General features: G+C 70.6%; 26 protein-coding genes. 17 read left to right on the top strand and 9 right to left on the bottom strand.

All coding sequences use genetic code 11. The features are described from left to right. The first annotated feature begins 31 nt into the window (after positions 1-31). From BLW76_RS04360 to BLW76_RS04345, 4 genes are read left to right on the top strand one after another with little or no spacing between them, the layout of a single operon-like run. The gene (locus BLW76_RS04360; protein WP_091304550.1) at positions 32-1036 is read left to right on the top strand and encodes a zinc-dependent alcohol dehydrogenase family protein; all 1005 of its coding nucleotides are present in this window, start codon (positions 32-34) and stop codon (positions 1034-1036) included. After that, entirely contained in the window at positions 1023-2363 is a 1341-nt protein-coding gene (locus BLW76_RS04355) for an ABC transporter substrate-binding protein (RefSeq protein WP_091304549.1), read from the top strand. The genes BLW76_RS04360 and BLW76_RS04355 overlap by 14 nt, the downstream gene beginning before the upstream one ends. Further along, positions 2363-3295 carry a carbohydrate ABC transporter permease gene (locus BLW76_RS04350; RefSeq protein WP_091304548.1) on the top strand — a complete coding sequence of 311 codons (933 nt, stop codon included), beginning with the start codon at positions 2363-2365 and terminating at the stop codon, positions 3293-3295. Before BLW76_RS04355 ends, BLW76_RS04350 begins: the two co-directional genes overlap by 1 nt. Next, positions 3292-4125: a carbohydrate ABC transporter permease gene (locus BLW76_RS04345; RefSeq protein ID WP_091304547.1), complete on the top strand. Its 834-nt coding sequence runs from the start codon at positions 3292-3294 to the stop codon at positions 4123-4125. Before BLW76_RS04350 ends, BLW76_RS04345 begins: the two co-directional genes overlap by 4 nt. A 37-nt stretch (positions 4126-4162) precedes the next feature. On the opposite strand, the gene BLW76_RS04340 is transcribed toward BLW76_RS04345, so the two are convergent. Genes BLW76_RS04340 through BLW76_RS04330 form a run of 3 tightly spaced genes read right to left on the bottom strand, consistent with a single transcriptional unit; the run spans position 4163 to position 6815 of the window. After that, positions 4163-4357 (bottom strand): ferredoxin, encoded by a 195-nt coding sequence (locus BLW76_RS04340; RefSeq protein ID WP_091304546.1) that lies wholly within the window; start codon positions 4355-4357, stop codon positions 4163-4165. A 36-nt stretch (positions 4358-4393) separates the two neighbouring features. Beyond that, positions 4394-5584, bottom strand: coding sequence for a cytochrome P450 (locus BLW76_RS04335; RefSeq protein WP_091304545.1), 1191 nt, complete (start codon positions 5582-5584; stop codon positions 4394-4396). Between the two features lie 10 nt (positions 5585-5594). Then, on the bottom strand, positions 5595-6815 hold the full coding sequence (locus tag BLW76_RS04330) for a cytochrome P450 (protein WP_091304544.1): 1221 nt from the start codon (positions 6813-6815) through the stop codon (positions 5595-5597). A gap of 179 nt (positions 6816-6994) precedes the next feature. Here BLW76_RS04330 and BLW76_RS04325 point away from each other — a divergent pair, with 179 nt between their 5' ends. Together BLW76_RS04325 and BLW76_RS04320 are read left to right on the top strand one after the other, a co-directional pair. Next, positions 6995-7633 (top strand): TetR/AcrR family transcriptional regulator, encoded by a 639-nt coding sequence (locus BLW76_RS04325; protein WP_091304543.1) that lies wholly within the window; start codon positions 6995-6997, stop codon positions 7631-7633. Between the two features lie 301 nt (positions 7634-7934). Beyond that, positions 7935-8588 (top strand): GH12 family glycosyl hydrolase domain-containing protein, encoded by a 654-nt coding sequence (locus tag BLW76_RS04320; RefSeq protein ID WP_244170038.1) that lies wholly within the window; start codon positions 7935-7937, stop codon positions 8586-8588. A gap of 39 nt (positions 8589-8627) precedes the next feature. On the opposite strand, the gene BLW76_RS04315 is transcribed toward BLW76_RS04320, so the two are convergent. From BLW76_RS04315 to BLW76_RS04300, 4 genes are all read right to left on the bottom strand, one after another. Beyond that, on the bottom strand, positions 8628-9494 hold the full coding sequence (locus tag BLW76_RS04315; protein WP_091304541.1) for an aldehyde dehydrogenase family protein: 867 nt from the start codon (positions 9492-9494) through the stop codon (positions 8628-8630). After that, positions 9487-10920, bottom strand: a complete 1434-nt coding sequence (locus tag BLW76_RS04310) for an aldehyde dehydrogenase family protein (RefSeq protein ID WP_091304540.1) — start codon at positions 10918-10920, stop codon at positions 9487-9489. The genes BLW76_RS04315 and BLW76_RS04310 overlap by 8 nt, the downstream gene beginning before the upstream one ends. Beyond that, the gene (deoC, locus tag BLW76_RS04305) at positions 10920-11894 is read right to left on the bottom strand and encodes a deoxyribose-phosphate aldolase (protein WP_091304539.1); all 975 of its coding nucleotides are present in this window, start codon (positions 11892-11894) and stop codon (positions 10920-10922) included. The genes BLW76_RS04310 and deoC overlap by 1 nt, the downstream gene beginning before the upstream one ends. A 194-nt stretch (positions 11895-12088) precedes the next feature. Beyond that, positions 12089-12700, bottom strand: coding sequence for a DUF1707 SHOCT-like domain-containing protein (locus BLW76_RS04300; protein WP_208613216.1), 612 nt, complete (start codon positions 12698-12700; stop codon positions 12089-12091). A gap of 85 nt (positions 12701-12785) precedes the next feature. Here BLW76_RS04300 and BLW76_RS04295 point away from each other — a divergent pair, with 85 nt between their 5' ends. From BLW76_RS04295 to BLW76_RS04285, 3 genes are read left to right on the top strand one after another with little or no spacing between them, the layout of a single operon-like run. Continuing rightward, positions 12786-13208: a protein-tyrosine phosphatase family protein gene (locus BLW76_RS04295; RefSeq protein ID WP_091304538.1), complete on the top strand. Its 423-nt coding sequence runs from the start codon at positions 12786-12788 to the stop codon at positions 13206-13208. Between the two features lie 5 nt (positions 13209-13213). Continuing rightward, entirely contained in the window at positions 13214-13837 is a 624-nt protein-coding gene (gene upp, locus BLW76_RS04290) for a uracil phosphoribosyltransferase (RefSeq protein WP_091304537.1), read from the top strand. 3 nt (positions 13838-13840) lie between these two features. Continuing rightward, positions 13841-14812 (top strand): pentapeptide repeat-containing protein, encoded by a 972-nt coding sequence (locus tag BLW76_RS04285; RefSeq protein WP_244170037.1) that lies wholly within the window; start codon positions 13841-13843, stop codon positions 14810-14812. Here the strand turns inward: BLW76_RS04285 and BLW76_RS04280 are convergent. Then, positions 14794-16173, bottom strand: coding sequence for a hypothetical protein (locus BLW76_RS04280; protein ID WP_244170036.1), 1380 nt, complete (start codon positions 16171-16173; stop codon positions 14794-14796). The genes BLW76_RS04285 and BLW76_RS04280 overlap by 19 nt on opposite strands. A 103-nt stretch (positions 16174-16276) precedes the next feature. On the opposite strand from BLW76_RS04280, the gene BLW76_RS04275 reads away from it, so the two are divergent. Then, positions 16277-16834 carry an RNA polymerase sigma factor gene (locus tag BLW76_RS04275; RefSeq protein ID WP_091304535.1) on the top strand — a complete coding sequence of 186 codons (558 nt, stop codon included), beginning with the start codon at positions 16277-16279 and terminating at the stop codon, positions 16832-16834. Next, on the top strand, positions 16831-18072 hold the full coding sequence (locus tag BLW76_RS04270) for a hypothetical protein (RefSeq protein ID WP_091304534.1): 1242 nt from the start codon (positions 16831-16833) through the stop codon (positions 18070-18072). The genes BLW76_RS04275 and BLW76_RS04270 overlap by 4 nt, the downstream gene beginning before the upstream one ends. Here BLW76_RS04270 and BLW76_RS04265 read toward each other — a convergent pair. Next, on the bottom strand, positions 18045-18662 hold the full coding sequence (locus tag BLW76_RS04265) for a TetR/AcrR family transcriptional regulator (protein ID WP_091304533.1): 618 nt from the start codon (positions 18660-18662) through the stop codon (positions 18045-18047). The two genes, BLW76_RS04270 and BLW76_RS04265, sit on opposite strands and share 28 nt — an antisense overlap. 84 nt (positions 18663-18746) lie before the next feature. Here BLW76_RS04265 and BLW76_RS04260 point away from each other — a divergent pair, with 84 nt between their 5' ends. The 6 genes from BLW76_RS04260 to BLW76_RS04235 all read left to right on the top strand — a co-directional run bounded on the left by BLW76_RS04260 (position 18747) and on the right by BLW76_RS04235 (position 25355). Further along, on the top strand, positions 18747-19148 hold the full coding sequence (locus tag BLW76_RS04260) for a MerR family transcriptional regulator (RefSeq protein WP_091304532.1): 402 nt from the start codon (positions 18747-18749) through the stop codon (positions 19146-19148). A gap of 50 nt (positions 19149-19198) precedes the next feature. Then, the gene (locus BLW76_RS04255; RefSeq protein ID WP_208613215.1) at positions 19199-20122 is read left to right on the top strand and encodes an aldo/keto reductase; all 924 of its coding nucleotides are present in this window, start codon (positions 19199-19201) and stop codon (positions 20120-20122) included. Positions 20123-20258: 136 nt separating this feature from the next. Further along, on the top strand, positions 20259-21794 hold the full coding sequence (locus tag BLW76_RS04250; protein ID WP_091304530.1) for an NAD(P)-binding domain-containing protein: 1536 nt from the start codon (positions 20259-20261) through the stop codon (positions 21792-21794). Beyond that, positions 21794-22864 carry an alpha-hydroxy acid oxidase gene (locus BLW76_RS04245; protein WP_091304529.1) on the top strand — a complete coding sequence of 357 codons (1071 nt, stop codon included), beginning with the start codon at positions 21794-21796 and terminating at the stop codon, positions 22862-22864. Before BLW76_RS04250 ends, BLW76_RS04245 begins: the two co-directional genes overlap by 1 nt. Positions 22865-22899: 35 nt before the next feature. Further along, positions 22900-24078: a cytochrome P450 gene (locus tag BLW76_RS04240; RefSeq protein ID WP_341866466.1), complete on the top strand. Its 1179-nt coding sequence runs from the start codon at positions 22900-22902 to the stop codon at positions 24076-24078. After that, the gene (locus BLW76_RS04235; RefSeq protein ID WP_091304527.1) at positions 24075-25355 is read left to right on the top strand and encodes a cation:proton antiporter; all 1281 of its coding nucleotides are present in this window, start codon (positions 24075-24077) and stop codon (positions 25353-25355) included. The genes BLW76_RS04240 and BLW76_RS04235 overlap by 4 nt, the downstream gene beginning before the upstream one ends. Positions 25356-25379: the final 24 nt, after the last annotated feature.

Genomic DNA, 25379 nt, shown 5'->3' with positions numbered 1-25379 from the left:
TGCTCGTTTGAGCGCGAGAAAGGGGCAAGGCATGCGTGCCGCCATCGTCGACCGGCCCGGTGAGATCAGGGTCGGCGAGGTGCCCGATCCGAAACCCGGGGAACACGAGGTCGTCGTCAAGGTCGGAGCGTGCGGCATCTGCGGCACCGACCTGCACATCGCGGACGGGCACTTCCCGCCCACGCCGTACCCGATCGTCCCCGGGCACGAGTTCGCCGGGGAGATCGTCGAGCTCGGCGCCGACGTGCCGGGCGAGTGGAAGGTCGGCGACCGGGTGGCCGTCGACCCGTCCCTGTTCTGCGGCTACTGCGGCCCGTGCCGCGCCGGCCACGGCAACCTCTGCGCGAACTGGGGCGCCACCGGCGACACCGTCAACGGCGCCTTCGCCGAGTACGTCGCCGTCCCGTCGTCCACCTGCTACCGCATGCCGGACGCGATGACGTGGGAACAGGGCGCGCTCGTCGAGCCGGTTTCCTGTGCGGTGCACGGGGTTCGCCGCGTCGGCGTCGAAGCCGGCGAACGCTTCCTCGTCGTCGGCGCCGGGACCATGGGCCTGATCATGCAGCAGCTGCTGCAGCGCTCGGGCGCCCACGTCACCGTGGTCGACCGCAACGAAGCCCGGCTGCCCCGCGCGAAGACCCTCGGTGCGGTCGGCACCGCAAAAGACGTAGGCGATCTCAACGGCGAGAAGTTCGACGTCGCCGTCGACTGCACCGGCGCCGCACCCGCCATCGAAGCCGCCTTCGACTCGATCCGGCGCGGGGGACGGCTGCTCGTCTTCGGCGTCGCGCCGGCCGAAGCCCGCGTCGCGCTTTCGCCGTTCCGCATCTACAACGACGAGATCACCGTCGTCGGCTCGATGGCCGTGCTGCACAGCTTCGGCGCTGCCCTCGACCTGGTGGCGAGCGGCGCGATCGACACCGACGCCCTGCTCACCGACACCCTGCCGCTGGAGCAGTACCCCGAGGCGCTGGCCAAGATGCGCAGCGGTTCGGGCCTCAAGGTGCAAGTCCTCCCCGGAGGTGGCCGTGCGTAAGCTCCTCACCCTCCTCGCGGCGACGTCGTTGCTGGCCACGGGCTGCGCGGGCGCGGGCTCGCTCGGCACCGGCAACAGCACGCTCGTCATCGCCATCGTGTCCAACCCGCAGATGAAGGACGCCATCGCGCTCGCGCCGGAGTTCGAGAAGGCCACCGGCATCGGCCTGAAGTTCGTGTCCCTGCCGGAGAACCAGGCCCGCGCGAAGATCACCGCGTCGACCGCCACCGAGGGCGGCGAGTTCGACGTCGTCATGATCAGCAACTACGAGGCGCCGCAGTGGGCGGCCAACGGCTGGCTCGAGAACCTCGAACCGCACATGGCGGCCACCCCCGGCTACGACGAAGGCGACTTCATCCCCAGCATCAAGCAGTCGCTGTCGTACCAGAACCAGATGTACGCGGTGCCGTTCTACGGCGAGTCGTCGTTCCTGGCCTACCGCAAGGACCTCTTCGACAAGGCCGGGCTGACCATGCCGGCCAAGCCGACCTGGCAGCAGATCGCGGACTTCGCCGCGAAGCTCGACGACAAGGCGGCCGGGATCGCCGGGATCTGCCTGCGCGGCAAACCCGGCTGGGGCGAGAGCCTCGCGCCCTTCACCACGGTGGCCAACACCTTCGGTGCGCAGTGGTTCGACCAGGGCTGGAACGCCAAGCTGACGTCGCCGGAGTTCACCGAGGCCGCGAAGTTCTACGTCAACCTCATCCGCGAGCACGGCGAAGTCGGTGCCTCCAGCGCCGGGTTCTCCGAGTGTGGCACGCGCTACACCCAAGGCAACGCGGCGATGTGGTACGACGCGACGGTCATGGCGGGCACCAACGAGGACCCGTCGAGCAGCAAGATCGTCGGCAAGTCCGGCTACGCGCCCGCGCCGGTCGTCAAGACGCAGGCGAGTGGCTGGCTCTACACCTGGGCGCTCGGGATCCCGAAGGTGGCCAAGGACAAGGACGCGGCCTGGAAGTTCATGGCCTGGATGACCGACAAGGCGTACGTGCAGAAGGTCGGCCAGACCTACGGCTGGAACCGCGTCCCGCCGGGCGTCCGCCAGTCGACGTACGCGATCCCCGAGTACGCCGACGCGGCTAAGGCCTACGCGAAGCCCACTTTGGACGGCATCGCGGAAGCGAACCAGCAGAAAGTCATGGCGAACCCGGTGCCCTACCCCGGCATCCAGTTCGTCGGCATCCCCGAGTTCCAGGACCTGGGCACCCGGGTGAGCCAGCAGCTGTCGGCGGCGATCGCCGGCCGCGAATCCGTCGAAGACGCGCTGAAGCAGTCCCAGGACTACGCGCAAACCGTGGGCGACTCGTACAAGGCGGTGCAGTGATGTCCACGCTCTCCGTATCCACCCCCACGTCCCAGGCGAAGGCGAAGGTCGCGGAGAAACGCGGCCTGAGCACCGCGGCCAAGCGGCGGCTGCCGCTGCTGCCCGCGCTGATCTTCGTCATCGCGGTGACGCAGCTGCCGTTCGTGCTCACCGTGTTCTACTCGTTCCAGTCGTGGAACCTGGTCCGGCCCGGCTCACGGCAGTTCGTCGGCCTGCAGAACTACGTCGACGTCTTCAGCGACACGACGTTCCTGGTCGCGCTGCTCAACACGGTGCTGCTGACCGTGGTGTGCGTGTTCGTCGCGTTGCTGCTCGGCCTCGGCCTGGCCATCCTGCTCGACCGCAAGTTCCTCGGCCGCGGCGTCGTCCGGACGCTGCTGATCACGCCGTTCCTGATCCTGCCGGCGGCCGGCGCGCTGCTGTGGAAGACGACGATGTTCGACCCGACCTACGGGCTGCTGCACTTCGTCTTCGGCACCGACGTCGACTGGCTGTCCGAGTTCCCGCTGGCGTCGGTGATGGCGCAGATCGTGTGGCAGTGGACGCCGTTCATGATGCTGCTGATCCTCGCGGGCCTGCAGAGCCAGGCCAAGGACGTCCTCGAAGCGGCCAATGTGGACGGTGCGGGCCGGTGGCGGACGTTCGTCTCCATCACGCTGCCGCACCTGTCCCGGTTCCTGCAGCTGGCCACCCTGCTGGGCGCGATCTACATCGTGAACAGCTTCGACGCCATCTTCCTGATGACACAGGGCGGCCCGGGCACGGCGAGCACCAACCTGCCGTACTACATCTACCAGCGCGCGTTCGAGGGCTTCGACGTCGGCCAGTCTTCGGCGATGGGCGTGGTCGTGGTCATCCTGACGATGATCGTCGCGACCTTCGCGCTGCGCCTGATGTTCCGGACCTTCTCGGTGAGCGGAGGGATCAAATGACCACCGTGGCGCCCCGCAAGAGGCAGTACGGCAAGGGGTCGCTGACCGTCGCGACCTGGGTGATCGCGATCCTGTTCGTCTTCCCGCTGCTGTGGATGATCCTCACGGCGTTCAAGCAGGAGGCGGACGCCTACACCGACCCGCCGAAGCTGTTCTTCACCCCGACGTTCGAACAGCTCGGCAACGTCCTGGGCGGCGGCTTCCTGCCGTACTTGTCGAACTCGGCGTTCGTCACGATCCTCTCCACGCTGCTGGTGCTGTTGCTGGGCGTCCCGGCGGCGTACGCGCTGTCGCTGGCGCCGGTCAAGGGCACGTCGAACGCGCTCGGGTTCTTCCTGTCGACGAAGATGCTGCCGATCGTGGCGGCGATCATCCCGCTGTACGTGATCTCGCAGAACACCGAGCTGCTCGACACGGTGTGGGCGCTGGTCATCCTGTACACGTCGATGAACCTGCCGCTGGCCATCTGGATGATGCGGTCGTTCTTCCTGGAAGTGCCGCACGAGATGATCGAGGCGGGCCGCATCGACGGCGCCAACCTGCCGACGCTGCTGCGCAAGATCATCATGCCGGTGGTGGCGCCCGGGATCGCGGCGACGGCGCTGATCTGCGTGATCTTCTCCTGGACGGAGTTCTTCTACGCGGTCAACCTGACGGCGGCCCGGGCCGGCACGGTCCCGGTGTTCCTGGTCGGCTTCATCACCAGCGAGGGCCTGTACTGGGCACAGCTGTCGGCGGCGGCGCTGCTGGCGTCGCTGCCGGTGATGATCGTGGGCTGGATCGCGCAGAACCACCTGGTCCGCGGCCTGTCCATGGGCGCGGTCAAGTAACGCGTGAGGGCCACCGCGAGGTGGCCCTCACGGCGTGTCACTCCTCCAGGGAGAGGGCCTGGCTCGGGCAGACGTGCACCGCTTCACGGGCCTTCTCGACCAGCTCGCCCTGCGGCTGGTCGTCGAGCACGATGACCGTGCCGTCCTCCTCGCTCTGGTCGAACAGCGAGGGCTCGGTGAGTACGCACTGACCGGCGCCGACGCACTTGCCGGTGTCCGCGATGATCTTCATGGTCCTCTTCTCCTGTGGTGGTTTGGCAGTTCGTCTCTACCAGGTCACCGGCAGCCGGTACAGGCCGTAGATGTTCGCGTCGTCCTTGAACGGCAGGTCGTCGACCGGCGCGGCCAGCCGCAAGCCGGGAATCCGGCGGAAGAGCGTGTCGAAGACGATCTGCAGCTCCATCCGGGCGAGGTTCTGGCCGAGGCACTGGTGCGGGCCGAACCCGAAGGCGACGTGGTGGCGCGCGCCGCGCTCGATGTCCAGCTCGTCGGGAGCGGCGAACGCCCCGGGATCGCGGTTGGCCGCGTAGCCCAGCGCCAGCACGCCCTCGCCCGCCCGGATCAGCTGCCCGCCGACCTCGACGTCCTCGACGCAGAGCCGCGCGGTGGCGGCGTCGACGATGGTGAAGTACCGCAGCAGCTCCTCGACGGCGTCGAGCGTCTTGCCCGGGTCGTCCCTGATCAGCGCCAGCTGGTCCGGGTTCTCCAGCAGCCCGACCGTGCCCAGCGAAATCATGTTCGCCGTCGTCTCGTGCCCGGCGACCAGCAGCAGGAACCCGGTCGCGGCCAGCGACGCCCGCCGGTAGGTGCCCTCTTCGCGCAGCTTGACGATCTGCCTGCCGAGCAGGTCGTCCGGCGGGTTGTCCTCCTTGCCGGCGATGAGGTCGCTCATGTACTCGCGCACGGCCTCCACCGCGGCCCGCCGCTCCTGCGGGGGCGTGTCGCGGTTGATCAGCTTCGCCGTGTGGGTCTGGAAGAAGTCGTGGTCGGCGTACGGCACGCCGAGCATCTCGCAGATGACCAGCGACGGCACCGGCAGCGACAGCGTCTCGACCAGGTCGCCGGGCTTCGGGCCGGCCAGCAGCGCGTCGATCTGCGCGTCGACGATCTCCTGGATCCGCGGCCGCAGCGCCTCCATCCGGCGCACGGTGAACTCGCCGAGCACGGCCTTGCGGGCCGGCCCGTGCTCGGGCGCGTCCATGGTGATCATGGTGCGCTCGTCGTCCGGCCGCCGGAAGCCCGGCACCAGCTGCGGGAAGTCCGGGTGCTGCCGGTCGGCGCTGAACCGCCGGTCGTTCAGCACGGTCCGGACGTCCTCGTGCCTGCTGACCACCCAGGCCTGCTTGCCCTCGGGCAGCCGCACCCGCGTGACCGGCTCTTCCGTGCGGATCTCGGCGTACGCCGGTGGCGGGGCGAACGGGCACGTCCGCGTCATCGGGAATTCGTGGACCGCGGTCATGACGTCTCCCTCACCAGGTCACGGGCAGGCAGTAGAGGCCGAAGATCGAGGAGTCGTGCTTGAACGGCAGCTGGTCCACCGGGGCGGCCAGCTTGAGCTCCGGGATGCGGCGGAAGAGGGTGTCGAAGACGATCTGCAGTTCCATCCGGGCGAGGTTCTGGCCGAGGCACTGGTGCGGGCCGAACCCGAAGGCGACGTGGTGGCGGGCGCCGCGTTCGATGTCCAGTTCGTCCGGGTTTTCGAACGCGGCCGCGTCGCGGTTGCCGGAGTAGCTCAGGCCGAGCACGCCTTCGCCCGCGCGGATCAGCTGCCCGCCGATCTCGACGTCCTCGGTGGCGACGCGCGAGGTCGCGAACTCGGCGATGGTGAAGTACCGCAGCAGCTCCTCGACGGCGTCGAGCGTCTTGCCCGGGTCGTTCTTGATGATTTCGAGCTGATCCGGGTTCTCCAGCAGGGCCAGGGTGCCGAGCGAGATCATGTTGGCCGTCGTCTCGTGCCCGGCGAGGAGCAGCAGGAAGGCGAGCGAGACCAGCGAGTCGTGGTCGGCGTCGCCGTGCTCCTCGCGCTGCTTGAGGACCTGGCGGCCGAGCAGGTCGTCGGTCGGGTCGGCCTCCTTCGCCGCGACCAGCCCGTCGAGGTAGTTCTGCAGTTCCTCGACGGCCTGCACCCGCACTTCCTGCGTCACCTCCCGGTTCAGCAGGGTGGAGCTGCGCGACTGGAAGAAGTCGTGGTCGGCGTACGGGACGCCGAGCTGCTCGCAGATGACCAGCGACGGCACCGGCAGGGACAGCGCCGAGACCAGGTCGGCGGGCTTCGGGCCGGCCAGCATCGCGTCGATGTGCTCGTCGACGATCTGCTGGATCCGCGGCTGCAGGGCCTTCATCCGCTTGACGGTGAACTCGCCGACGACCTCCCGCCGGGCCGCGCCGTGTTCCGGCGGGTCCATGTTGATCAGCGAGGCGGTGAAGCGGCGGCGCTGCGGGCGCCCGTCCTTCGTGAGGATCGGGAAGCCCGGGTTGAACCGGTCGGAGCTGAACCGCGGGTCGGTCAGCATCTGCCGGACTTCCTCCAGGCGGGTGATGGCCCAGGCCGCCGAGCCGTCGGGCAGCCCGACGCGCTGGACGGGACCCGCTTCGCGGAGTTCCTCGTAGGCCGGCGGCGGCGAGAACGGGCACGTGCGGGCCAGCGGGAAGGTCTCGTCCCGGGTCGCAGGCTCGGCCAATTCAGTCATTTCGAACCCCCTAAATCGGACGGAAAGTATGCGGAGGATTACATTCCGGTTCTCTGGTCCAAGGTACCGAAGCGGAAGGAAGTCGTCCACTAGGTGCCGGCTACCCGTTCGAGGAGGCAGTGCGTGGCCGGTCGGCCGTGCGAGAATCACCCCGCGCGATTCAGCGGAAGGCGAACGGCATGACGGCAGACCCCGAGACCACCCTGCGGGCGGACGCGCGGCGCAACCGCGACCAGATCCTGGCCGCCGCGAAGAGCATCTTCGCCGTTTCCGGTCCCGAGGTGCCGATGGAGGAGATCGCGCGCGCGGCCGGCGTCGGCGTCGGCACGCTGTACCGCCGCTTCCCGGACCGCGACGCGCTGGTCCGCGCGGTCGCCATGGACAACTTCGAGCGGGTGCTGGTCGACGCGCGCGTGATCGCGGCCGAGGAGACGTCGTCGTGGCACGCGCTGGAGCGGCTGCTGCGGCAGTCGGTGGAGCTGCAGCTGAGTGTCCAGCTGGCGATGGTGTCGCACCGGGCGCTGGTGATCCTCAAGAACGACCCGGAGGTCCGCCGGCTGCGCGACGACATCCTGGCCGTCCTCGACGGGTTCGTCGAGGGGGCGCAGGCCGAGGGCAAGCTCCGCGAGGACGTCGGCGCCGGGGACATCGCGATCCTGTTCGCGACGCTGCTGCGCCAGGCGCGCGCGAAGACGCCGGAGGTGGCCGAGATGGCGGCCCGCCGCTGCGTCGGCATCATGATCGACGGGCTGAGCGCACGGCCGGGTTCGCCCCTGCCGGGCCGGCCGATCACGTCCCAGGACCTCGACCCCGACTGATTCGGCGCATTTCCGTGTTAGGGTTCCGCCTCGTTCTGCCGGAATTGCAGCTGCGGGCGGGAAAATGCGACGAAGAACGCTGGCCGTGTTGTTGGCGATTTCCTTTCCGGCGCTGGCCGGGTGCGGCGGCACGCCCGTCGACGGCGCGGCGGTGGCCGCCACCCCGGCATCACTGACGGCTCCGGTGCCGTCAGTGGCGCCGGGGTCGGCTGCCGCTTCTTCTGCCGCACCGGCCACTTCGGCGTCGCCAACGTCCCGACCTGCGGTTCCGTCGACCCCGCCGGCGCCGTCGACCAGCCCGGTGCGCAACTGCCGCAGCCCGGAGTTCACGACCAGCGACCCCGACGGCGGCTGGTCGGACGGCGGCTACTACGTCCACAACAACATGTGGAACGCCGGCGAAGCGGGCCCGGAAACGCTGCGGGCGTGCGCGTACGACAACTGGTACGTCGATTCCACCCAACCCGATTCGTCGTCGGTGAAAACCTATCCGAACGTGCACAAGGACATCAACAACCTGAACGGCAAACCGTTCAACGACTATTCGGTGATCAAATCCACGTTCGCCGGCCGCGGCCCGGGCACGGGCGTCTACGACGTGGCGTACGACCTGTGGCTGAACGGCGTGGGCAACGGCCGGGGCGTCACCGAGGTGATGGTCTGGACGGAGAACCACAAGCAGGTCCCGGCGGGCGAGAAGCTGACGACGTACACGGCAGGCGGTTTCACGTACGACGTCTGGGCGGACGACGAGGGATACGTGGCGTTCGTGTCCCGCTCGACGCAGTATTCGGGAGCGGTGGACCTGAAGGCGATGATCGCCTGGGCGATCGGCAAGGGCCTGGTCCCCCCGAACCCGACGATCAACCAGATCGGCTACGGCATCGAGTTCTGCTCCACCGGCGGCGGCAAGGCACGGTTCACGCTGTCGGACTTCTCGGTGACGATGAGCTAGCGGAGGCCGCCACCCGAGTGGCGGCCTCCGCTCAAAGTCTCAGACGCCCAGCGGGTGCCAGACCGTCTTCGCCTCCAGGTACCGCCGCAGCCGGGTGAGGTCCGGGGCTGCCGTCCAGTCCGGCTCCGCCTCCGGGACCGTCAGCACCCGCTTCACCGTGTTCGCCGCTTCGCGGGCCAGGCCCGGGCGGTCCGCCGGGGCCGCTCCTGTCGGGTCCAGGGCGTTGACGTCTCCGTGCGAAGCCAGCCACGAGCCCAGCTCCGAGGCTCGTCCGGTGAGGATGTTCGCCACCCCGCCCGGGACGTCGGACGTGGCCAGGACCTCCGACAGCGTGATCGCCGGCAGCGGCCGCTCCGCGCTCGAGACCACCACCGCCGTCGAGCCCGTGGCCAGGACCGGGGCCAGGACCTCGACCAGGCCCAGCAACGACGACCCCTGCGGGGCCAGGATGCCCACCACGCCCGTCGGCTCCGGGACCGTGAACGAGAAGTACGGGCCCGCCACCGGGTTCGCCGCGCCGAGGACCGTGGCGATCTTGTCCGTCCAGCCCGCGTACCAGACCCAGCGGTCGATGGCCGCGTCCACAATGGACTCGGCTTTCCTGCCGCCGAGGCCTTCCGAGGCCGAGACCTCGGCCGCGAACTGGTCGCGGCGGCCCTCCAGGACCTCGGCCACCCGGTAGAGCACCTGGCCGCGGTTGTACGCCGTGGCCGCCGACCAGCCGGGGAACGCCTTGCGCGCGGCCACCACCGCGTCGCGGACGTCCTTGCGCGACGCGTGGGCCGCGTTCGCCAGGAACTTGCCCTTCGCGTCGGTCACCGGGTACACCCGGCCCGACTCCGAACGCGGGAACTTGCCGCCGATGTACAGCTTGTACGTCTTGGCGACGGAGATGCGGTCAGACATTCAGGTACGCCTCCAGCCCGGTGCGGCCGCCTTCGCGCCCGAAGCCGGATTCCTGGTAGCCGCCGAACGGGGCGGCGGGGTCGAAGCGGTTGAAGGTGTTGGCCCAGACCACGCCGGCGCGCAGCTGGTTCGCCATCCACAGGATCCGGGAGCCCTTTTCGGTCCAGATGCCCGCCGAAAGCCCGTACGGCGTGTTGTTCGCCTTCGCGACGGCCTCGTCCGGCGTGCGGAACGTCAGCACCGACAGCACCGGGCCGAAGATCTCCTCGCGCGCGATCCGCATCGACTGGTGGACGTTCGCGAACACCGTGGGCGCGAAGAAGAACCCGCGGTCCGGCACCGGGCACGGGCTGGTCCAGCGCTGCGCGCCTTCGGCGTCGCCCGATTCGACGAGCCCGCGGATCTTCGCCAGCTGCTCGGCCGAGTTGATCGCGCCGATGTCGGTGTTCTTGTCGAGCGGGTCGCCGATGCGCAGCGTCGAGACGCGGTGGTGCAGCTTCTCCAGGACCTCTTCGGCGATGGACTCCTGGACCAGCAGGCGCGAGCCCGCGCAGCAGACGTGGCCCTGGTTGAAGAAGATGCCGTTGACGATGCCCTCGACGGCCTGGTCGAGCGGCGCGTCTTCGAAGACGATGTTCGCCGCCTTGCCGCCCAGTTCGAGGGTCAGCTTCTTCGGCGTGCCCGCGACCTGGCGCTGGATCGCCTTGCCGACCTCGGTCGAGCCGGTGAAGGCGATCTTGTCGATGTCGGCGTGGTCCACAATGGACGCACCGATGTCGCCGGCGCCCGGCAGGATGTTGACCACGCCCGGCGGCAGCTCGGCCTGCTGGCAGATCTCCGCGAAGACCAGCGCGGTCAGCGGCGTCGTCTCGGCCGGCTTGAGGACGACGGTGTTGCCGGTGGCCAGCGCCGGGGCGATCTTCCAGGCCAGCATCAGCAGCGGGAAGTTCCACGGGATGATCTGGCCGGCCACGCCCAGTGGCTGCGGGTTCGGGCCGTAGCCCGCGTACTCGAGCTTGTCGGCCCAGCCCGCGTGGTAGAAGAAGTGCGCGGCGGCCGTCGGGACGTCGGAGTCGCGCGACTCCTTGATCGGCTTGCCGTTGTCCAGGCTCTCCAGCACGGCCAGCTCGCGCGAACGCTCCTGGATCAGCCGCGCGAGGCGGAAGAGGTACTTCGCGCGCTCGGTGCCCGGCATCTTCGACCAGACACTCGTGTACGCCTTGCGCGCGGCCTTGACCGCGATGTCCACATCGGACTTCGATGCGGTGCCGACCTCGGCCAGGACCTCTTCGGTGGCCGGGTTGATCGTCTTGAGCGGCTCACCCGAGCCGTCGACGAACTCGCCGTTGACGAACGGCTTGTAGGAGTCCTTCAGGTTGGCGATGGCACGCGACTCGGGCGCCGGTGCGTACTCGAAAACAGGCATCAGTCCACCGTCACGTAGTCGGGGCCGCTGTAGTGGCCGTCCACCTGGGCGCGGCGCTGCAGCAGCAGGTCGTTGAGCAGGCTGGACGCGCCGAAGCGGAACAGGTCGGGAGTCAGCCACGGCTCGCCGGCGACCTCGTGCACGGCGACCAGGTACTTGATGGCGTCCTTCGTCGTGCGGATGCCGCCCGCGGGCTTGACGCCGCGCAGCTCGCCGGTCTGCCGGTGCCAGTCGTGCACGGCCTGCAGCATGATGTGGGTGACCGGCAGCGTCGCGGCGGGGGAGACCTTGCCGGTGGAGGTCTTGATGAAGTCGCCGCCGGCCAGCAGCGCCAGCCACGACGCGCGCCGCACGTTGTCGTAGGTCGCCAGCTCGCCGGTCTCGAGGATGACCTTCAGGTGCGCGTCGCCGCAGGCCTCCTTGACGGCCTGGATCTCCTCGAAGACCGCCATGTAGCGGCCCTCGAGGAAGGCACCGCGGTCGATCACCATGTCGACCTCGTGCGCGCCCGCGTCGACGGCGATCTTGGTGTCGGCCAGCTTGATCTCGCGGCTGGTGCGCCCGGCGGGGAAGCCGGTGGCGACGCTGGCGACGTGCACCCCGCTGCCCTCGAGCGCCTCGACGGCGGTGGCGACCAGGTCGGGGTAGACGCAGACGGCGGCGACGCGCGGGGTGTCCTGGCGTTCCGGGTCGGGCCGCACGGCCTTCGCGGCGAGCGCCCGGACCTTGCCCTGGGTGTCGGCGCCCTCCAGGGTGGTCAGGTCGACCATGGAGATGGCGGTGTCGATGGCCCACCGCTTGGCGTCCTTCTTGATGCTGCGCGTGCCGAGCCCCGCCGCGCGCTGCTCGACGCCGACCTGGTCGACACCGGGCAGCCCGAGCAGGAAGCGGCGCAGGCTCGCGTCGTCGCGAGTCGCGTCCACCAGCGGTGCCGGGGTGGCCGGCGCCGCTGACGTGCTGGTCGTGGCTGTCATGCGCCTGAGTCTAGGCGGCACCCCCGACAGTGCGGTCCCGACAGCGCGGCGCCCGGAGGCGGATCACCCGGTGTGACGCTCACGGCCTCGCGCGTCACCTGCACCAAGCGCCCCAATGTGGCGTTGGTTGCGTTGGACGCACCGAACGCCACATTGGGTGCGTTGGACGCACCGAACGCCACATTGGGGCGGTCTCAGGACTCGATCTGCGGCGGCTCGGCCCGCGTCGCCGGCTTCCGGTGCACGACCACCCCGCCCCAGAAGGCCAGCCCGTTGATCTTCACCGTGGGCGCCGTCGGCGGGGCGGGTGGTGCTCCCGACTTGTCCTCCAGCACGAAGCCGCCCATCAGGCCGATCCCGGTCACGTCCACGTTGATGTCGTCCGGGACCGTGATCTGGATGCCGCCCATGATGGCGACCGCGGTGATCGTGCAGTGGCGGTCCGCGAAGCGGGCCTGGCGCAGGTCGATCTCCGTGCCGCCCCAGAAGGCGAAGCTGTTGTGCTGCGGGGGCAGGACCCAGCTGCCCTTGCGGACCGCTCCCGACAGCACGCCGATCGACACCGGGCTGCCCGGGTGGCCGCCGATGCGCTGGTCGGGGAAGCCGAGCGCGCGCGTCGTGGCCGGCTCGACGGCCGCCGACGAGGACGGCAGGTCGGCCGTCACCGGCTTCAGCTCGCCCAGGGTTTTCGCCGCGTAGACCGTCGTGAGCCGCTCTTCCAGCTCGTTGACCGTGATGCGGCCCTCGGCGAGGGCGTTGTGCAGCACCTGGGCGACGCGTTCGCGGTCCGCGTCGGAAGCCCGCATCTGGTCGGGCGTCAGTTCGCTCACCCGGCGCAGCTTATCGGCGAAAACCACCCTGTGTGTCCATCTTCTGGAGGACACTGGGCCGATGGTCGAGTTTCCGGACGGCACCCGCGTGCACGGACGCGGGCTGCGGCGCCCCCGCCCCGACGGACCCGAGCCCGATTTCGGGCTCTACCTGGGCACGAGCCGGCTGCGGCGCAAGCACGGCGGCGGCATCGACTGGCCGCACGAGTGGGTCACCTGGCCCGACTTCCTGCTGCCTGCCCAGCCCGCGGAAGCCCGCCGGCAGATCAAGGCGCTCCACGAACGGGCGAAGACCGAGACCGTCGAAGTCGCCTGCTACGGCGGCGCGGGGCGGACAGGCACGGTCATGGCCTGCCTGGCGACGCTTTCGGGCGTCCCGGCCGAGGAAGCCGTTGCCTGGGTGCGGGCGAACTACCACGAACGAGCCGTCGAAACGCCCTGGCAGCGCGGCTGGGTGAAGAGCTTCGCCAAACAGCTAGATTGACCCGCATGGATGTGCACGTCGTCGACCACCCCCTCGCGAAGGCCCGGCTCTCCACGATGCGCGACGCGCGCACCGACAGCGCCGCGTTCCGGGCCGCGCTGCACGAGCTGACCGTCATGCTGGTCTACGAAGCCACGCGGGACGTCCCGGTGAAGATCGAGAAGATCCACACGCCGGTCGCCCGCACCGACGGCTACAAGCTCGCCAAGCCGCCGCTGCTGGTCCCGGTGCTGCGCGCCGGGCTGGGCATGGCCGACCAGGCCCACAAGCTGATCCCGGACGCGCAGATGGGCTTCGTCGGCCTGGCGCGCGACGAGGAGACGCTCAAGCCGACGCCGTACCTGGAGTCGCTGCCGGAATCGCTCGCCGACCGGCCGGTGCTGGTGCTCGACCCGATGCTCGCCACCGGCGGCTCGATGGAGTACACGATCCGCCTGCTCACCGACCGCGGCGCCGACGACGTCACGGCGATCTGCGCGCTGGCGGCCCCGGAGGGCCTGGCGCACCTGGAGAAGACCGGCCTGCCGGTCCGGGTGGTCACCGCGAGCATCGACGAGCGCCTCAACGACTCGGGCTTCATCGTCCCGGGCCTCGGCGACGCGGGCGACCGGCAGTACGGCGCCGTCTGAGCCGTGCCGGTGCTGAAGTGGCGGTGGATCGCCGTGACCGCCGTCGTGGTCGCGGCCGTCACCGGAGCACTGCTCTGGCTGTTCCTGGCCTGGTCGGGACGGCCGGACGCGCCGGTCCGGATCGACGCGGTCAAGACGGCGTTCGGCGCGGGCGCGGGCGCGGGCGGCGTGTTCGCGCTGTGGCTCGCGACGCGCCGCCAGCGCACGCTGGAACTGCAGCTGGCCGAGACGACCCGGGTCGCGTCCGTGACCGAACGGGACCTGGAGGAGCGGCGGGTCACCGAGCTGTACACGAAGGCGGTCGAACAGCTCGGCAACGACAAGGCGCCGGTGCGGCTCGGCGGCCTGTACGCGCTCGAGCGGCTCGGCCAGGACAACCCGAGACAGCGCCAGACGATCGTCAACGTGCTGTGCGCCTACCTGCGGATGCCGTTCAAGGAACCGAAAGAAGGTCTCCGCGGCGCCGACGCGGTCCAGCGGCCGCAGAACAACGACGACTACGACGCCCCCGAGCTGCAGGTCCGCCTCGCCGCGCAGGAGCTGCTCAAGATCCACCTCCAGCGCGAGCACCCGGCGTTCTGGCCGGGCATGTCGATCGACCTGCAGCGCGCCACGCTGGTCGACTTCCGGCTCAGCGGCTGTGAGGTGGTGGTGGCGGACTTCAGCCACGCCCGGTTCGTCGGCTCGGTGCACATGCGGGGGACCACTTTCGCCGAGAAGACCGGCTTCTACGGCACCGTGTTCACCTCGCTCGCGAACTTCGACCGGTCGGTCTTCACCGAAGGCGCGTACTTCTCCTGGGCACGCTTCGAAGGCGTCGCCCGCTTCGCGCGGACGCGGTCGGAGGGCGGCATGCGGTTCCACCACACGAACTTCGCCGCCGAAGCCGTGTTCGAACGCAGCACGCACGAGTTCGACTTCGAAGGGGCGACGTTCGCGGTCGAGCCGGACCTTCCTCACCCCGGTACCAGGTAGAGCTCCTGCTTCCCCAACGTCGGCGCGTCGAGCGTCCAGTGCGCGAGCGCGTCCGGCGGCGGGCTCGGCAATCGCCGAAGCACGAGGTCGGGGTGGCGCGGGCGGACGTCGAAGTCGAAGAACGCGTAGTCCACCCGCAGCGCCGCGCGGATCCACCTGCTTCCCGCGCCCCGGGCTTCGATGGCCGCCGGGAGCAGGCCGCGGTCGGCGAAGACGTCGACGATCGGACACTCGCACGTGTACGCCAGCACGCCGATCTCGCCCGCGCTGCCGACCACCCGCGACCCGGCCAGCGCGCGCAGGTCGCGGCCGATCTCGGCGTACTTCGCCGTCGACGCGTAGTTGGACGTCAGCGGCGCGAATTCCCGTGACGAACCCGCGTACGTGACGACTGAAGCGGCCACCACCGCGAGGACGAACCCGGTCGCGACGCGGTGAGCAGCCGCCCAGGCGCAGGCGCACACCGTCGCCACGGTGATCCCCGGCCCGTAGTACCAGTGGTAGGGCGGAACGTTCAGGAGCACGTAGCCGCCGTGGTAGAGCACGGCGCCCAGGGCGAGCAGCCCGAACGGCCGAAGCCGGAACGCGAAGGGCAACGCCGCGAGCGGCAGGAACGACAGCACGGTCGGCCACGGCGCGGTCCGGAAGTAGAACAGCGGCCCGTTGCCGAAATCCCAGTCACCCCACGCGCGTTGCGCGCCCTGCAGCGTCTTGATGACGACCGTGTCGGGCAGTGCCGCGCCGAGCACCACCCAGCTGCACGCGAACCACGGGAGCGCCACCAGCGCGGCACCCAGCACCGCCCGGCCGGAGCGCACCGAGAAGCCGAGGACGAACGCGAAGATCAGCAGGTCGAGCCGCACGAGCGCGAGGACGCCCGCCGCGTGGCCGAAGGCCAGTGGCCGGCGCGCGACGGCGAACACCGCCAGCCACCCGAGCACCGCCGCGCCCAGCGCGACCTCCAGCCCGATCGACGACAGCAGCAGCGGGTTCGCCGTCACCGCCGCGAACGCCAGCGCCGGGAACCAGCGCGGCAGCGCGGTGCCGAGGCGCCGCAGGGCCAGCACGAACGCGACCTGGCACAGCACGTACAGCACGCCCGCCGCGACGACCGCGTCACGCAGCACGAACGTCAGCGCCGCCAGCGCGAGGACGTTCGCCGGTGACGTCGCCGAGTTCGACGTCGCGTCGGCCAGCAGCCCCCAGTGCCCGTGGAACGCCAGGTTCCGCGCGTAGGACAGCGTGATGAACGTGTCGTCGACGAGGTGGGGGCGGGCCAGCAGGAACACCACGGCCGACACGGCCGCCGTGGCCGCGGGCAACCGCAGGCGAAGGTTGTCCGTCGTCCGGACCTGCTCCATGATCACGACCGGAAGTGGCCGTCCGGTGCGCCGGAGTTGCGCGCAACGTTCTCGCCGGTGCCGGCCACTGAGGGGTGTGACCAGCCATGCGACGGGGGCGCCGGTGGGTGACCGGACACTGGGTGATCGAGCGCTGTGGGACCGGGCGTCCGGAGGCGACGAAGCGGCCTTCGGCGAGCTCTTCGAACGCCATGCGGAAGCCGTGTGGAACCACGCCTACCGGCTGACCGGGTCGTGGAGCGCCGCCGAGGACCTGACCTCGAACACCTTCCTGACGGCCTGGCGCCGCCGCGCCGACGTCACGCTGGTGCGGGACAGCGCCCTGCCGTGGCTCTACACGGTCGCCGGCAACGCGGCCCGCGACGAGTTCCGCGGCGCGAGCCGACGGCTGCGGCTGCTGCGGAAGATCCCGGATCCGCCGGTGGTGTCCGACCACGCCGACGCGGTGGCCGAGCGGCTCGACGGCGAGCGGCGGCTGCGCGAGATCGTCGAGGCCGTGCGGACGCTGCCGAAGTCGCAGCGAGAGGTCGTCGAGCTGTGCCTGCTCGGTGAAGTGAGCGTCGCCGACGCGGCCGCGTTGCTGGCGATCGCCGAGGTCACCGTCCGCGCCCACCTGTCCCGGGCCCGCGCCCGGCTGCGCACGTTGCTGGAGGAGAAATGAGCGACCTGGGTCTGCCGCCCCGGCGCGAGCTGCCCGACGACGTCCGGGCGCGGTTGCGGGCCGAGCTGCGCCAGGGCATGGCGAAGCGCCGTCCGGCGCGGATCTGGTACGCCGCGGCCGCCTCGGTGCTCGTCCTGGCCGGCGGCGCGGCCGTCGTGGCGCGGCAGCTGCGCCAGCCCGCCGAGGTACCGCCCGCGGCGCCCAGCGGGTTGACGCTCGACGGCAAGCTCGCGAAGGAGATGCTGGACCGCTGCTGGGCCGCGGTCCAGGCCGCGGGTAAGGCCGCCCAAGTGCCGCCGCGCGAGGACTGGGTCCCGTTGTTCACCAAGGTCCTGCGGGCGGACGCGGTGGTCGCGGCGACCGCCGCCGGCAAGCCGATGTTCTGCGAGACCACCGACACGACCGTGACGCTGTCGGATCCGGGAGCCGCGCCCGCCTACGCCCCGGGCACGCGCACGGGGCTGCTGCTGCACAGCGCGACCGGGGCGGTCGGCGGGGTCCTCGCCCCGGGCGGGGACGGCAGCTTCCTCCAGACGGAAACCGAGGGCGGGAGCAGCGGCCTGACGGAGGTGTTTTCCTCCCAGGTCACCCGCCAGTTCGTCGTGCTGACCCAGACCGCCCCGGCGGCGACGAGGATCGCCATCGGCAAGTCGGGCCAACCGAGCGTGCCGCTGCCCGCGGCACCGCCGCCGCTGCTCGCGGTCGTCGACCGGCCGGTGGCCGCCGACCGGACGTCTCCCGCGGGCCGGGCACTGGGCGACTGCCTGGCGGCGGCGGACTTCGAGGCGCTTCCCGATGCCGCGGCGTACGCGCCGGGGCCGCTGCTCGAAGCGGACGGCTACCGGGTGGCCACCGGTCGCCACGGCGCCCGGACCGTGGTGTGCACGACCGAGCCGGACTACCAGCGGCCGGGCCGGACGAAGTCCCGTGCCGCCCTGGACGAACCCCCACCGGAGGCAACCCCGGCGTACTCCTTGATGGTGGGCACCCTGGGTGCGGTCGAGGCGGGCGGCGAGCGGGGCAAGTCGCGGACGCCGTTCGCGGCGGCGCTGCCCGCCACGGCGACCATTGCGACCGTCGACTTCGGCGCCGGGTCGAGCGTCGACGCCCCGGTCGCCGAGGGGTTGCTCGCCGTCTGGGTCCCGAAGGGCCAGTACGAGCCGGGCCGGCTGGTGAGGGTGGTGGCGCGGGACGCCCGCGGCGCGGTCGTCTACGACGGGACGTTGGCGCTGCGCTGAGGCCGCAGCCAGCCGGCGGCGTTCGCGCGCAGGGCCGCCTCGTACGAGGTCGTGACGTCGAACTCCTCCGGCAGGTTGCCGGTCAGCTCCAGGGACACCAGGCCGTGCACGATGGCCCAGCAGCCGACCGCGACGGTCTCCGGCGGGACGTCGAGGAAGACGCCGTCGGCGATGGCCTTGCGGATGATGCGCTCGAGGGGCTTGAGCGTTTCGCGGGCGAGCTTCTCGGCGTCCTCGTTGGGCTCGAAACCCGGGATCGACCTGGTGAACATGATCCCGTACAGGTGCGGGTCGGCCAGCGCGCTCGTGCGGTAGGCGCTGCCGAGCGCGACGAGGTCCTCGACGGCGTCGCCGGTCAGCGGCGTCCCGGCCATCCGGGCGCCGAAGCGGCGGAAGCCCTCGGTGTAGAGGGCGTTCACCAGGTCGGGTTTGCTGCCGAACAGCGAGTACACGGCGGTGGTCGACGTCCCGGCGTCGGCGGCCAGCTTGCGCAGCGAAAGCGCCTTCGGCCCGTCGGCGGCGATGAGCTCGCCGGCCCGGTCGAGCAGCTTGAGCCGGAGCGCTTCGTCGTGCGTGCGGGGTCGCGCCATGCACCGAGCGTATCGGAACGGTGTTATGGATGACCAGCGCGCGGATTTGACCTGGAGTGCACTCCAGGTCGTACTGTCGGGCGCATGAGCTACTCGATAGCGGAAGCCGCGCGACGTAGCGGACTGTCCATCGACACCCTCCGGTACTACGAGCGCATCAAACTGCTCGACCCGCCCGCGCGGGACGCCGCGGGCCGCCGGGCCTATTCCGACGACGACCTCAACTGGCTGGGCTTCCTGACCAAGCTGCGCACCACCGGGATGCCCATCAAGAGCATGCGCGAGTACGCGTCGCTGCGCCGGCACGGCGTCGCGAGCGCGGGCCGCCGCAAGGCCCTGCTGGTGGAGCAGCGCCGGTCGGTCGCCGAGCGGATCGCCGAGCTGCAGGGCTGTCTGGACATCCTCGACTACAAGATCGAGAACTACGCACAGGTCGAGCGCAAGGTGCTCGGCGTCGAACCCGGTGTGGAGGAGATTTCCGCGTGAAGAACAGGAAACTGGGCGGCCTGGAGGTCGGCGCCCAGGGGCTCGGCTGCATGGGGATGAGCCAGGCCTACGGCGTCCGCGACAACGACGACGAATCGATCGCGACCATCCACCGCGCGCTCGAGCTCGGCGTGACGCTGCTGGACACCGCGAACGTCTACGCGAATGGCGTCAACGAAGAGCTCGTGGGCCGCGCGATCGCCGGCCGCCGCGACGACGTCGTGCTCGCGACGAAGTTCGGTATCGTGTGGACCGACGGGGCGATGGGCGCCCGCGGTGACGCCGCGTACGTCAAGCAGTCCTGCGACGAGTCGCTGCGCCGCCTCGGCGTCGACCACATCGACCTGTACTACCAGCACCGCGTCGACCCGGACACACCGATCGAGGAGACCTGGGGCGCGCTCGCGGAGCTGGTGGAAGCCGGAAAGATCCGGTACGCCGGGATTTCCGAGGCGAGCGCGGCGACGATCCGGGCCGCCCACGCGGTGCACCCGGTGACGGCGCTGCAGAGCGAGTGGTCGCTGTGGACCCGCGGCATCGAGGGCGAGATCCTTTCCACGTGCCGGGAACTCGGCATCGGGATCGTCCCGTTCTCCCCGCTGGGCCGCGGGTTCCTGACGGGCGCGGTGACGTCGGTCGCCGACCTGCCCGAGGACGACATGCGCCGCGGCCTGCCGCGGTTCGCCGAGGGCAACTTCGAGCGCAACCTGGCGATCGTCGAGGCCCTGCGCAAGCTGGCCTCGGACAAGGGCGTGACGGCGGGCCAGCTCGCGCTGGCGTGGGTCCAGTCCCAGGGCGAGGACGTCGTCCCGATCCCGGGCACCAAGCGCCGCAAGTACCTCGAGGAGAACGTGGCGGCGGCTTCCCTGGAGCTCACCGCGGACGACCTGGCCGCGATCGAGGCGGCCGCGCCGGCCGACGCGATCGCGGGAGAGCGCTATCCGGAACGGCTCGCCCGCGCGGCCGGCCGCTGAGTGGGCACTTTCACGTGAAAGTGCCCACCAGGGGGCGGCACTTTCACGTGAAAGTGCCGCTCTGAGGCTTTTCTGAGATCTCCGGAGCAGGCTCGGCGCCGATCATGCGGTCGGTGCCGAGCTCCAGGAGGTCGTCGTGGCGGAGGAAGTGCTCGATTATCTGGTCGTCGGGGCCGGGCCGGCCGGGCTGCAGCTCGCGCAGTTCCTCGGCCACGCCGGGCGCCGGTACCTCGTGCTGGAGGCCGGTTCGGCGCCCGGGCACTTCTTCGAGACCTTCCCGCGGCACCGGACCCTCATCTCCATCAACAAGAAGCACACCGGCTACACCGACCCGGAGCTCAACCTCCGGATGGACTGGAACTCGATCCTCGCCGACGGCGACGACGACCCGGTCCTCTTCACCGACTACAGCGAGAAGCTCTTCCCCGACGCCGAAGACCTCCTCCGCTACCTCGCCGACTACACGGCGAAGCACCGGCTCGACGTCCGCTACGACACCCGGGTGACGCGCATCCGCCGTGCGCAGGACGTCTTCGTCCTCGCCGCCGGCGAAGAAGAATTCCGGGCGAAGCGGCTGATCATGGCCACCGGCGTCACCAAGCCGTACATCCCGGACTTTCCCGGCGCCGACCTGATCGACCAGTACGTGGACGTCGACGTCGACCCGCGGAACTTCACCGACCAGCGCGTGCTCGTGCTCGGCAAGGGCAACTCCGCCTTCGAGACCGCCGACAACCTCATCGAGCGGGCCGCCGTCGTGCACGTCGGCGGGCCGCGGCCGGTGAAGCTGGCCTGGCGCACGCACTTCGTCGGCCACCTGCGGGCCTACAACGCGGGCATCCTCGACATGTACCAGCTCAAGCTCCAGCACGCGATCCTCGACGGCGACGTCCGCGAAGTCCGCAAGGACGCCGACGGCTACCACGTCAAGTTCGCCTTCGCCCGCGCCGACGAGGTGATCAAGGAGATCCGCTACGACCGGGTGATCGGCTGCACCGGCTTCCGGTTCGACGCGTCGCTGTTCGACGAGGACTGCCGCCCGGAACTCACCATCAACGACCGCTTCCCCGCCCAGACTCCCGACTGGGAGTCGGTCAACGTGCCCGGCCTCCACTTCGCCGGCACGATCACGCAGGTCCGCGACTTCAAGAAGGCCACCAGCGCCTTCATCCACGGCTTCCGCTACGGCGCCCGCGCGCTGGCGAAGGTGCTGAACGAGCGCTACCACGACGTTCCGTGGCCGCACACCGAGCTGCCCGCCAAACCGGACGCGCTCACCGACGCCGTCATCACCCGGATCAACCGGACTTCCGCGCTGTACCAGCAGTTCGGCTTCCTCGCCGACGTCGTGGTCGTGGACGGCGACACCGCCCGCTACCTCGAAGAGGTGCCGGTCGACCGGGTCCTGGCGAACCCGCCGGACGACGCCTACGTCGTCACCCTCGACTACGGCCCGGACCACGACAAGGTCGACCCGTTCGACTTCGTCGCCCGCGCCGCCCAGGACAAGGCCAACGACCACGGCGAAGGCCACTACCTGCACCCGATCGTCCGGCACTACCGCCGCGGCGAGCTGGTCGCGACCCACCACGTCACCGAGAACCTCGAAAACGAGTGGGACAAAGAGGTGCACGTCGAGCCGCTGACCGCGTTCTTCACGCGGGAGCTCTGATGCCGGCGGTCGCGGAGTTCGAGGCCACCGCCCGCGAGCGGCTCGATCCGGCGCACTACGACTACTTCGCGGGCGGCGCGCAGGAGGAGATCACCCTGCGCGAGAACGAAGAAGCCTACAAGCGCCTGCGGCTGATCCCGCGCGTGCTGCGCGGCAGCGACAAACGAGACCTGAGCGTCGAGCTGCTCGGGACGCCGTCGTCGATGCCGATCCTCGTCGCGCCCACGGCGTTCCACCGGCTCGCGCACCCCGACGGCGAGCTCGCCACCGCGCGGGCGGCCGCGCGGGCGGGCACGATCATGATCGTCAGCATGGCCTCGACCACGGCGATCGAGGACATCGCCGCGGCGGCCCGGGAGGTCACACCGGACCCGGGCCTGTGGTTCCAGCTCTACCTGCAGCCGGACCTGGAGTTCACCGAGGCGATCGTGCGGCGCGCCGAGAACGCCGGGGTCAAGGCGTTCGTCGTCACCGTCGACTCGCCCGTGCTCGGCCGCCGCGAACGCGACGACCGCAACGCCTTCCACGACCTGCCGGCCGGGCTGTTCGTCGAAAACCTCCGCAACATCGGCGAAAACCGCAGCGGCGGGAACACCAGCCATGTCCGCGAGATCGTCATGTCCGCGGGGCTGAACTGGGACCACATCGCGTGGCTGCGGTCGAAGACCAAGCTGCCCGTGCTGATCAAGGGCGTGCTCCACGCCGAGGACGCGCGGCTGGCCGTGCACCACGGCGTCGCCGGCGTCGTCGTCTCCAACCACGGCGGCCGCCAGCTCGACACCGTGCCCGCCACCATCGACGTGCTCCCGGAGATCGCGGCGGCCGTCGGGGGAGCGGTGCCGGTGCTGCTCGACGGCGGCATCCGCCGCGGCACCGACGTCGTCAAGGCGCTCGCCCTCGGCGCGGACGCGGTCGGTGTCGGCCGCCCGGTCGTGTGGGGGCTGGCCGCGGGCGGCCGCGAGGGCGTCTCGGCGGTGCTCGACCTGCTGCGGGCCGACTTCGACCAGGCCCTCGCGCTGTGCGGCGGGCGGCACCCGGCCGACCTCACCCCGGACCAGGTGCGGCGGTGACCGGCTGGCTGCCCCAGCGCGTCGTCGCGCTGCGGATGCGGATCTTCGCGCTGGTCAACGGCCAGGACGTGGTGACGATCCCGGGTCCGCAGGTCGGCGCCGGCGACTTCAAGCGCGTCTACGCCGACCCGGCGGCGAACGGCCGCAGCCGCGGCGCCGCGCTGTCCGACCTGTTCTGGTACTGGCTCTCGCCGGGGCCGCAGGTGCACCAGGAACACCTCGAAGCCGGGCCGCGCTACGACGAGGTCGCCAAGTGCACCCGCCACATCCTCGTCAAGTCCAAAAAGGACACCGAAGAGCTGACCCGGCGGGTGGCCGCGCACGTGCTCGACGGCGTCCGCCCGGGGCTGGTCCGGCTGCGCGACGAGATGATGCCGATCTGGGCCGAGCTGTACTACGAGCTGGTGTTCGACGAGCCGTGCCCGCCGGAGGCACGGGACCTCATCGTGGCGCACGCGGACGACGTCGCTTCGGCCCTGAAGTGCGTGCGTCCGCGGAACATGCGCCGCCGGGCGCGGCTGACGCGGTACCTGCGCCGCCGCCTCGCCGACGTCCCGCACCCGCTCCCGGAGTCGCTGACGCCGGAGGAGCAGGCCTACTACCTGCAGGGCACGTTCTTCACCACCGCCGTCGTGCAGATGTCGGAGGCGATGGCGCACCTGCTAATGATCATCGCGCAGGACGACGACCTCCAGCGGCGGCTGGCCGAGCACCCGGAGGACATCGACGGCGTCATCGAAGACGGGCTGCGCGCGTACCCGCTGTTCGGCATCGCCCACCGCATCTCCACGGCGGACATCGAGCTGGATCACCTCACCATCCCCGCCGGGACGGTGCTGTGCTTCAGCTACCCGGACTTCGCCGAGCAGTCCACGAAGGACGAGTTCGTCCCGTTCGGCGTCGCGCAGAACCGCGCCTGCCCGGCCCGGGGGCTCGCGCCGCCGACCATGCGGGTGGTGGCGCAGGAGGTGCTGCGCCGGTTCGGCCTCGCCTCGACGGCCGCCCACACGCGCTCGATCCCGAACCGCGGCCCGGCGCTGCTCACGCCCCGCGGGGTCCGCCCCCGGCGCGCGCCGCTGGGGTGGCTCGCGGTCCGCGACCGCTGGGAAGACGTCTGGCGCAGCTTCGCCCAGCTCGTGTTCGGCACGTACATGGTCCTCGACGCCCGTCGCCAGGCCCTCTGCTCCACCTACTTCGCCGGAGGCAACCGATGAGCCCGTCCGAAGCGGCGCCCGTGTTCTTCCTCGCCGTCGTGGTGATCCTCGTGGTGGTCCGGCTGGTCTGCCTGGCCGCGGTCAAGCTCGGCCAGCCACCGGTGGTCGGGGAGATGATCGCCGGCGTCCTGCTCGGCCCGTCGCTGTTCGGGCTCCTGCTGCCCGGCGTGCAGGCGGCGCTGTTCCCCGACGACATCCGCTCGCTGCTCTACGTCGGCGGCCAGATCGGCCTGGTCATCTACATGTTCGGCGCCGGCTACGAGTTCAACCTGAAAAGCGTGGTGAAATCGCGGAAATCGGTCGCCGCGATCTCCTCGGCGGGAACGCTGGTGCCGCTGGCGCTCGGCGTCGGCGTCGCGGTGCTCGGCACGTCGTGGGCCGACATCGGCAAGGCCGGTGTTTCCCCGGTGACGTCGGCGGCGTTCGTCGGCGTGGCACTGGCGATCACGGCGTTCCCGATGCTGGCGCGGATCATCACCGAACGCGGCATCGCGGCCACGAGGTTCGGGTCGCTGGCACTGGCCTGCGGCGCGCTCGACGACGTCCTGGCGTGGCTGCTGCTGGCGGTCGTGCTGGGCATGCACGCCGGATCGGCCGGGCCCGTGGCGCTCGCGCTGGGCGGCGGTGTCCTGTTCGCCGGGCTGGTGTTCGTCGTCGGGCGGCGGTTGCTGGCGAAGGCGATGGCCAGCGAGCGCATGGGCGTCGACCAGCGGGTGCTCGTCACCGCGATGACGTTGTTCGCCGCCGCCTGGTTCACCGACGTGATCGGCCTGTACGCGGTGTTCGGCGCGTTCTGCGTGGGGATCGCGTTCCCCCGCACCCCCGCCGCCGACGCCGTACTCGCGAAGATCATGCCCATCGGCCGGATCGTGTTCCTGCCGCTGTTCTTCACCTACTCCGGCCTGAACACGCGGTTCGCACTGCTGGCCGACCCGACGCTGCTGGCGTTCGCGGTGCTGTGCGTGGTGGTCGCGATCGCCGGGAAACTGGGCGCCTCCTGGGGCGCGGCCCGGCTGGCGGGGGAGCCGCCGTCGATCGCGACGCGCGTCGGCGTGCTCGTCAACGCTCGTGGCCTGATGCAGCTGATCGCGCTCAACATCGGACTGGCCGCCGGGATCGTCTCGCCGGCGCTGTTCACGGTGCTGGTGCTGGTCGCGCTGGTCACCACGATCATGACCGCGCCCGTCCTCGCCTGGCTCGACCGGCGCGATGCCCGCAAGGGGAGCACCGACGTACTCCTGACGGCCGAACCCGTACCGGTGACCGGGAAAAGTTGATTCTTCAAGCTCGGAAATAACTGT

It is taken from the genome of Amycolatopsis tolypomycina, assembly GCF_900105945.1.
Lineage (GTDB): Bacteria > Actinomycetota > Actinomycetes > Mycobacteriales > Pseudonocardiaceae > Amycolatopsis > Amycolatopsis tolypomycina.
The sequence above is the reverse complement of the archived record's forward strand: the minus strand, read 5'-3'. Positions and strand labels throughout refer to the sequence as shown.

Coding starts and splice junctions, on each gene's coding strand:
- BLW76_RS04360 (WP_091304550.1), top strand. CDS start 32: ATGCGTGCCGCCATCGTCGACCGGCCCGGTGAGATCAGGGTCGGCGAG.
- BLW76_RS04350 (WP_091304548.1), top strand. CDS start 2,363: ATGTCCACGCTCTCCGTATCCACCCCCACGTCCCAGGCGAAGGCGAAG.
- BLW76_RS04345 (WP_091304547.1), top strand. CDS start 3,292: ATGACCACCGTGGCGCCCCGCAAGAGGCAGTACGGCAAGGGGTCGCTG.
- BLW76_RS04340 (WP_091304546.1), bottom strand. CDS start 4,357: ATGAAGATCATCGCGGACACCGGCAAGTGCGTCGGCGCCGGTCAGTGC.
- BLW76_RS04335 (WP_091304545.1), bottom strand. CDS start 5,584: ATGACCGCGGTCCACGAATTCCCGATGACGCGGACGTGCCCGTTCGCC.
- BLW76_RS04330 (WP_091304544.1), bottom strand. CDS start 6,815: ATGACTGAATTGGCCGAGCCTGCGACCCGGGACGAGACCTTCCCGCTG.
- BLW76_RS04325 (WP_091304543.1), top strand. CDS start 6,995: ATGACGGCAGACCCCGAGACCACCCTGCGGGCGGACGCGCGGCGCAAC.
- BLW76_RS04315 (WP_091304541.1), bottom strand. CDS start 9,494: ATGTCTGACCGCATCTCCGTCGCCAAGACGTACAAGCTGTACATCGGC.
- BLW76_RS04310 (WP_091304540.1), bottom strand. CDS start 10,920: ATGCCTGTTTTCGAGTACGCACCGGCGCCCGAGTCGCGTGCCATCGCC.
- deoC (WP_091304539.1), bottom strand. CDS start 11,894: ATGACAGCCACGACCAGCACGTCAGCGGCGCCGGCCACCCCGGCACCG.
- BLW76_RS04300 (WP_208613216.1), bottom strand. CDS start 12,700: ATGCGGGCTTCCGACGCGGACCGCGAACGCGTCGCCCAGGTGCTGCAC.
- BLW76_RS04295 (WP_091304538.1), top strand. CDS start 12,786: ATGGTCGAGTTTCCGGACGGCACCCGCGTGCACGGACGCGGGCTGCGG.
- upp (WP_091304537.1), top strand. CDS start 13,214: ATGGATGTGCACGTCGTCGACCACCCCCTCGCGAAGGCCCGGCTCTCC.
- BLW76_RS04280 (WP_244170036.1), bottom strand. CDS start 16,173: ATGGAGCAGGTCCGGACGACGGACAACCTTCGCCTGCGGTTGCCCGCG.
- BLW76_RS04270 (WP_091304534.1), top strand. CDS start 16,831: ATGAGCGACCTGGGTCTGCCGCCCCGGCGCGAGCTGCCCGACGACGTC.
- BLW76_RS04265 (WP_091304533.1), bottom strand. CDS start 18,662: ATGGCGCGACCCCGCACGCACGACGAAGCGCTCCGGCTCAAGCTGCTC.
- BLW76_RS04260 (WP_091304532.1), top strand. CDS start 18,747: ATGAGCTACTCGATAGCGGAAGCCGCGCGACGTAGCGGACTGTCCATC.
- BLW76_RS04255 (WP_208613215.1), top strand. CDS start 19,199: ATGGGGATGAGCCAGGCCTACGGCGTCCGCGACAACGACGACGAATCG.
- BLW76_RS04245 (WP_091304529.1), top strand. CDS start 21,794: ATGCCGGCGGTCGCGGAGTTCGAGGCCACCGCCCGCGAGCGGCTCGAT.
- BLW76_RS04240 (WP_341866466.1), top strand. CDS start 22,900: ATGCGGATCTTCGCGCTGGTCAACGGCCAGGACGTGGTGACGATCCCG.
- BLW76_RS04235 (WP_091304527.1), top strand. CDS start 24,075: ATGAGCCCGTCCGAAGCGGCGCCCGTGTTCTTCCTCGCCGTCGTGGTG.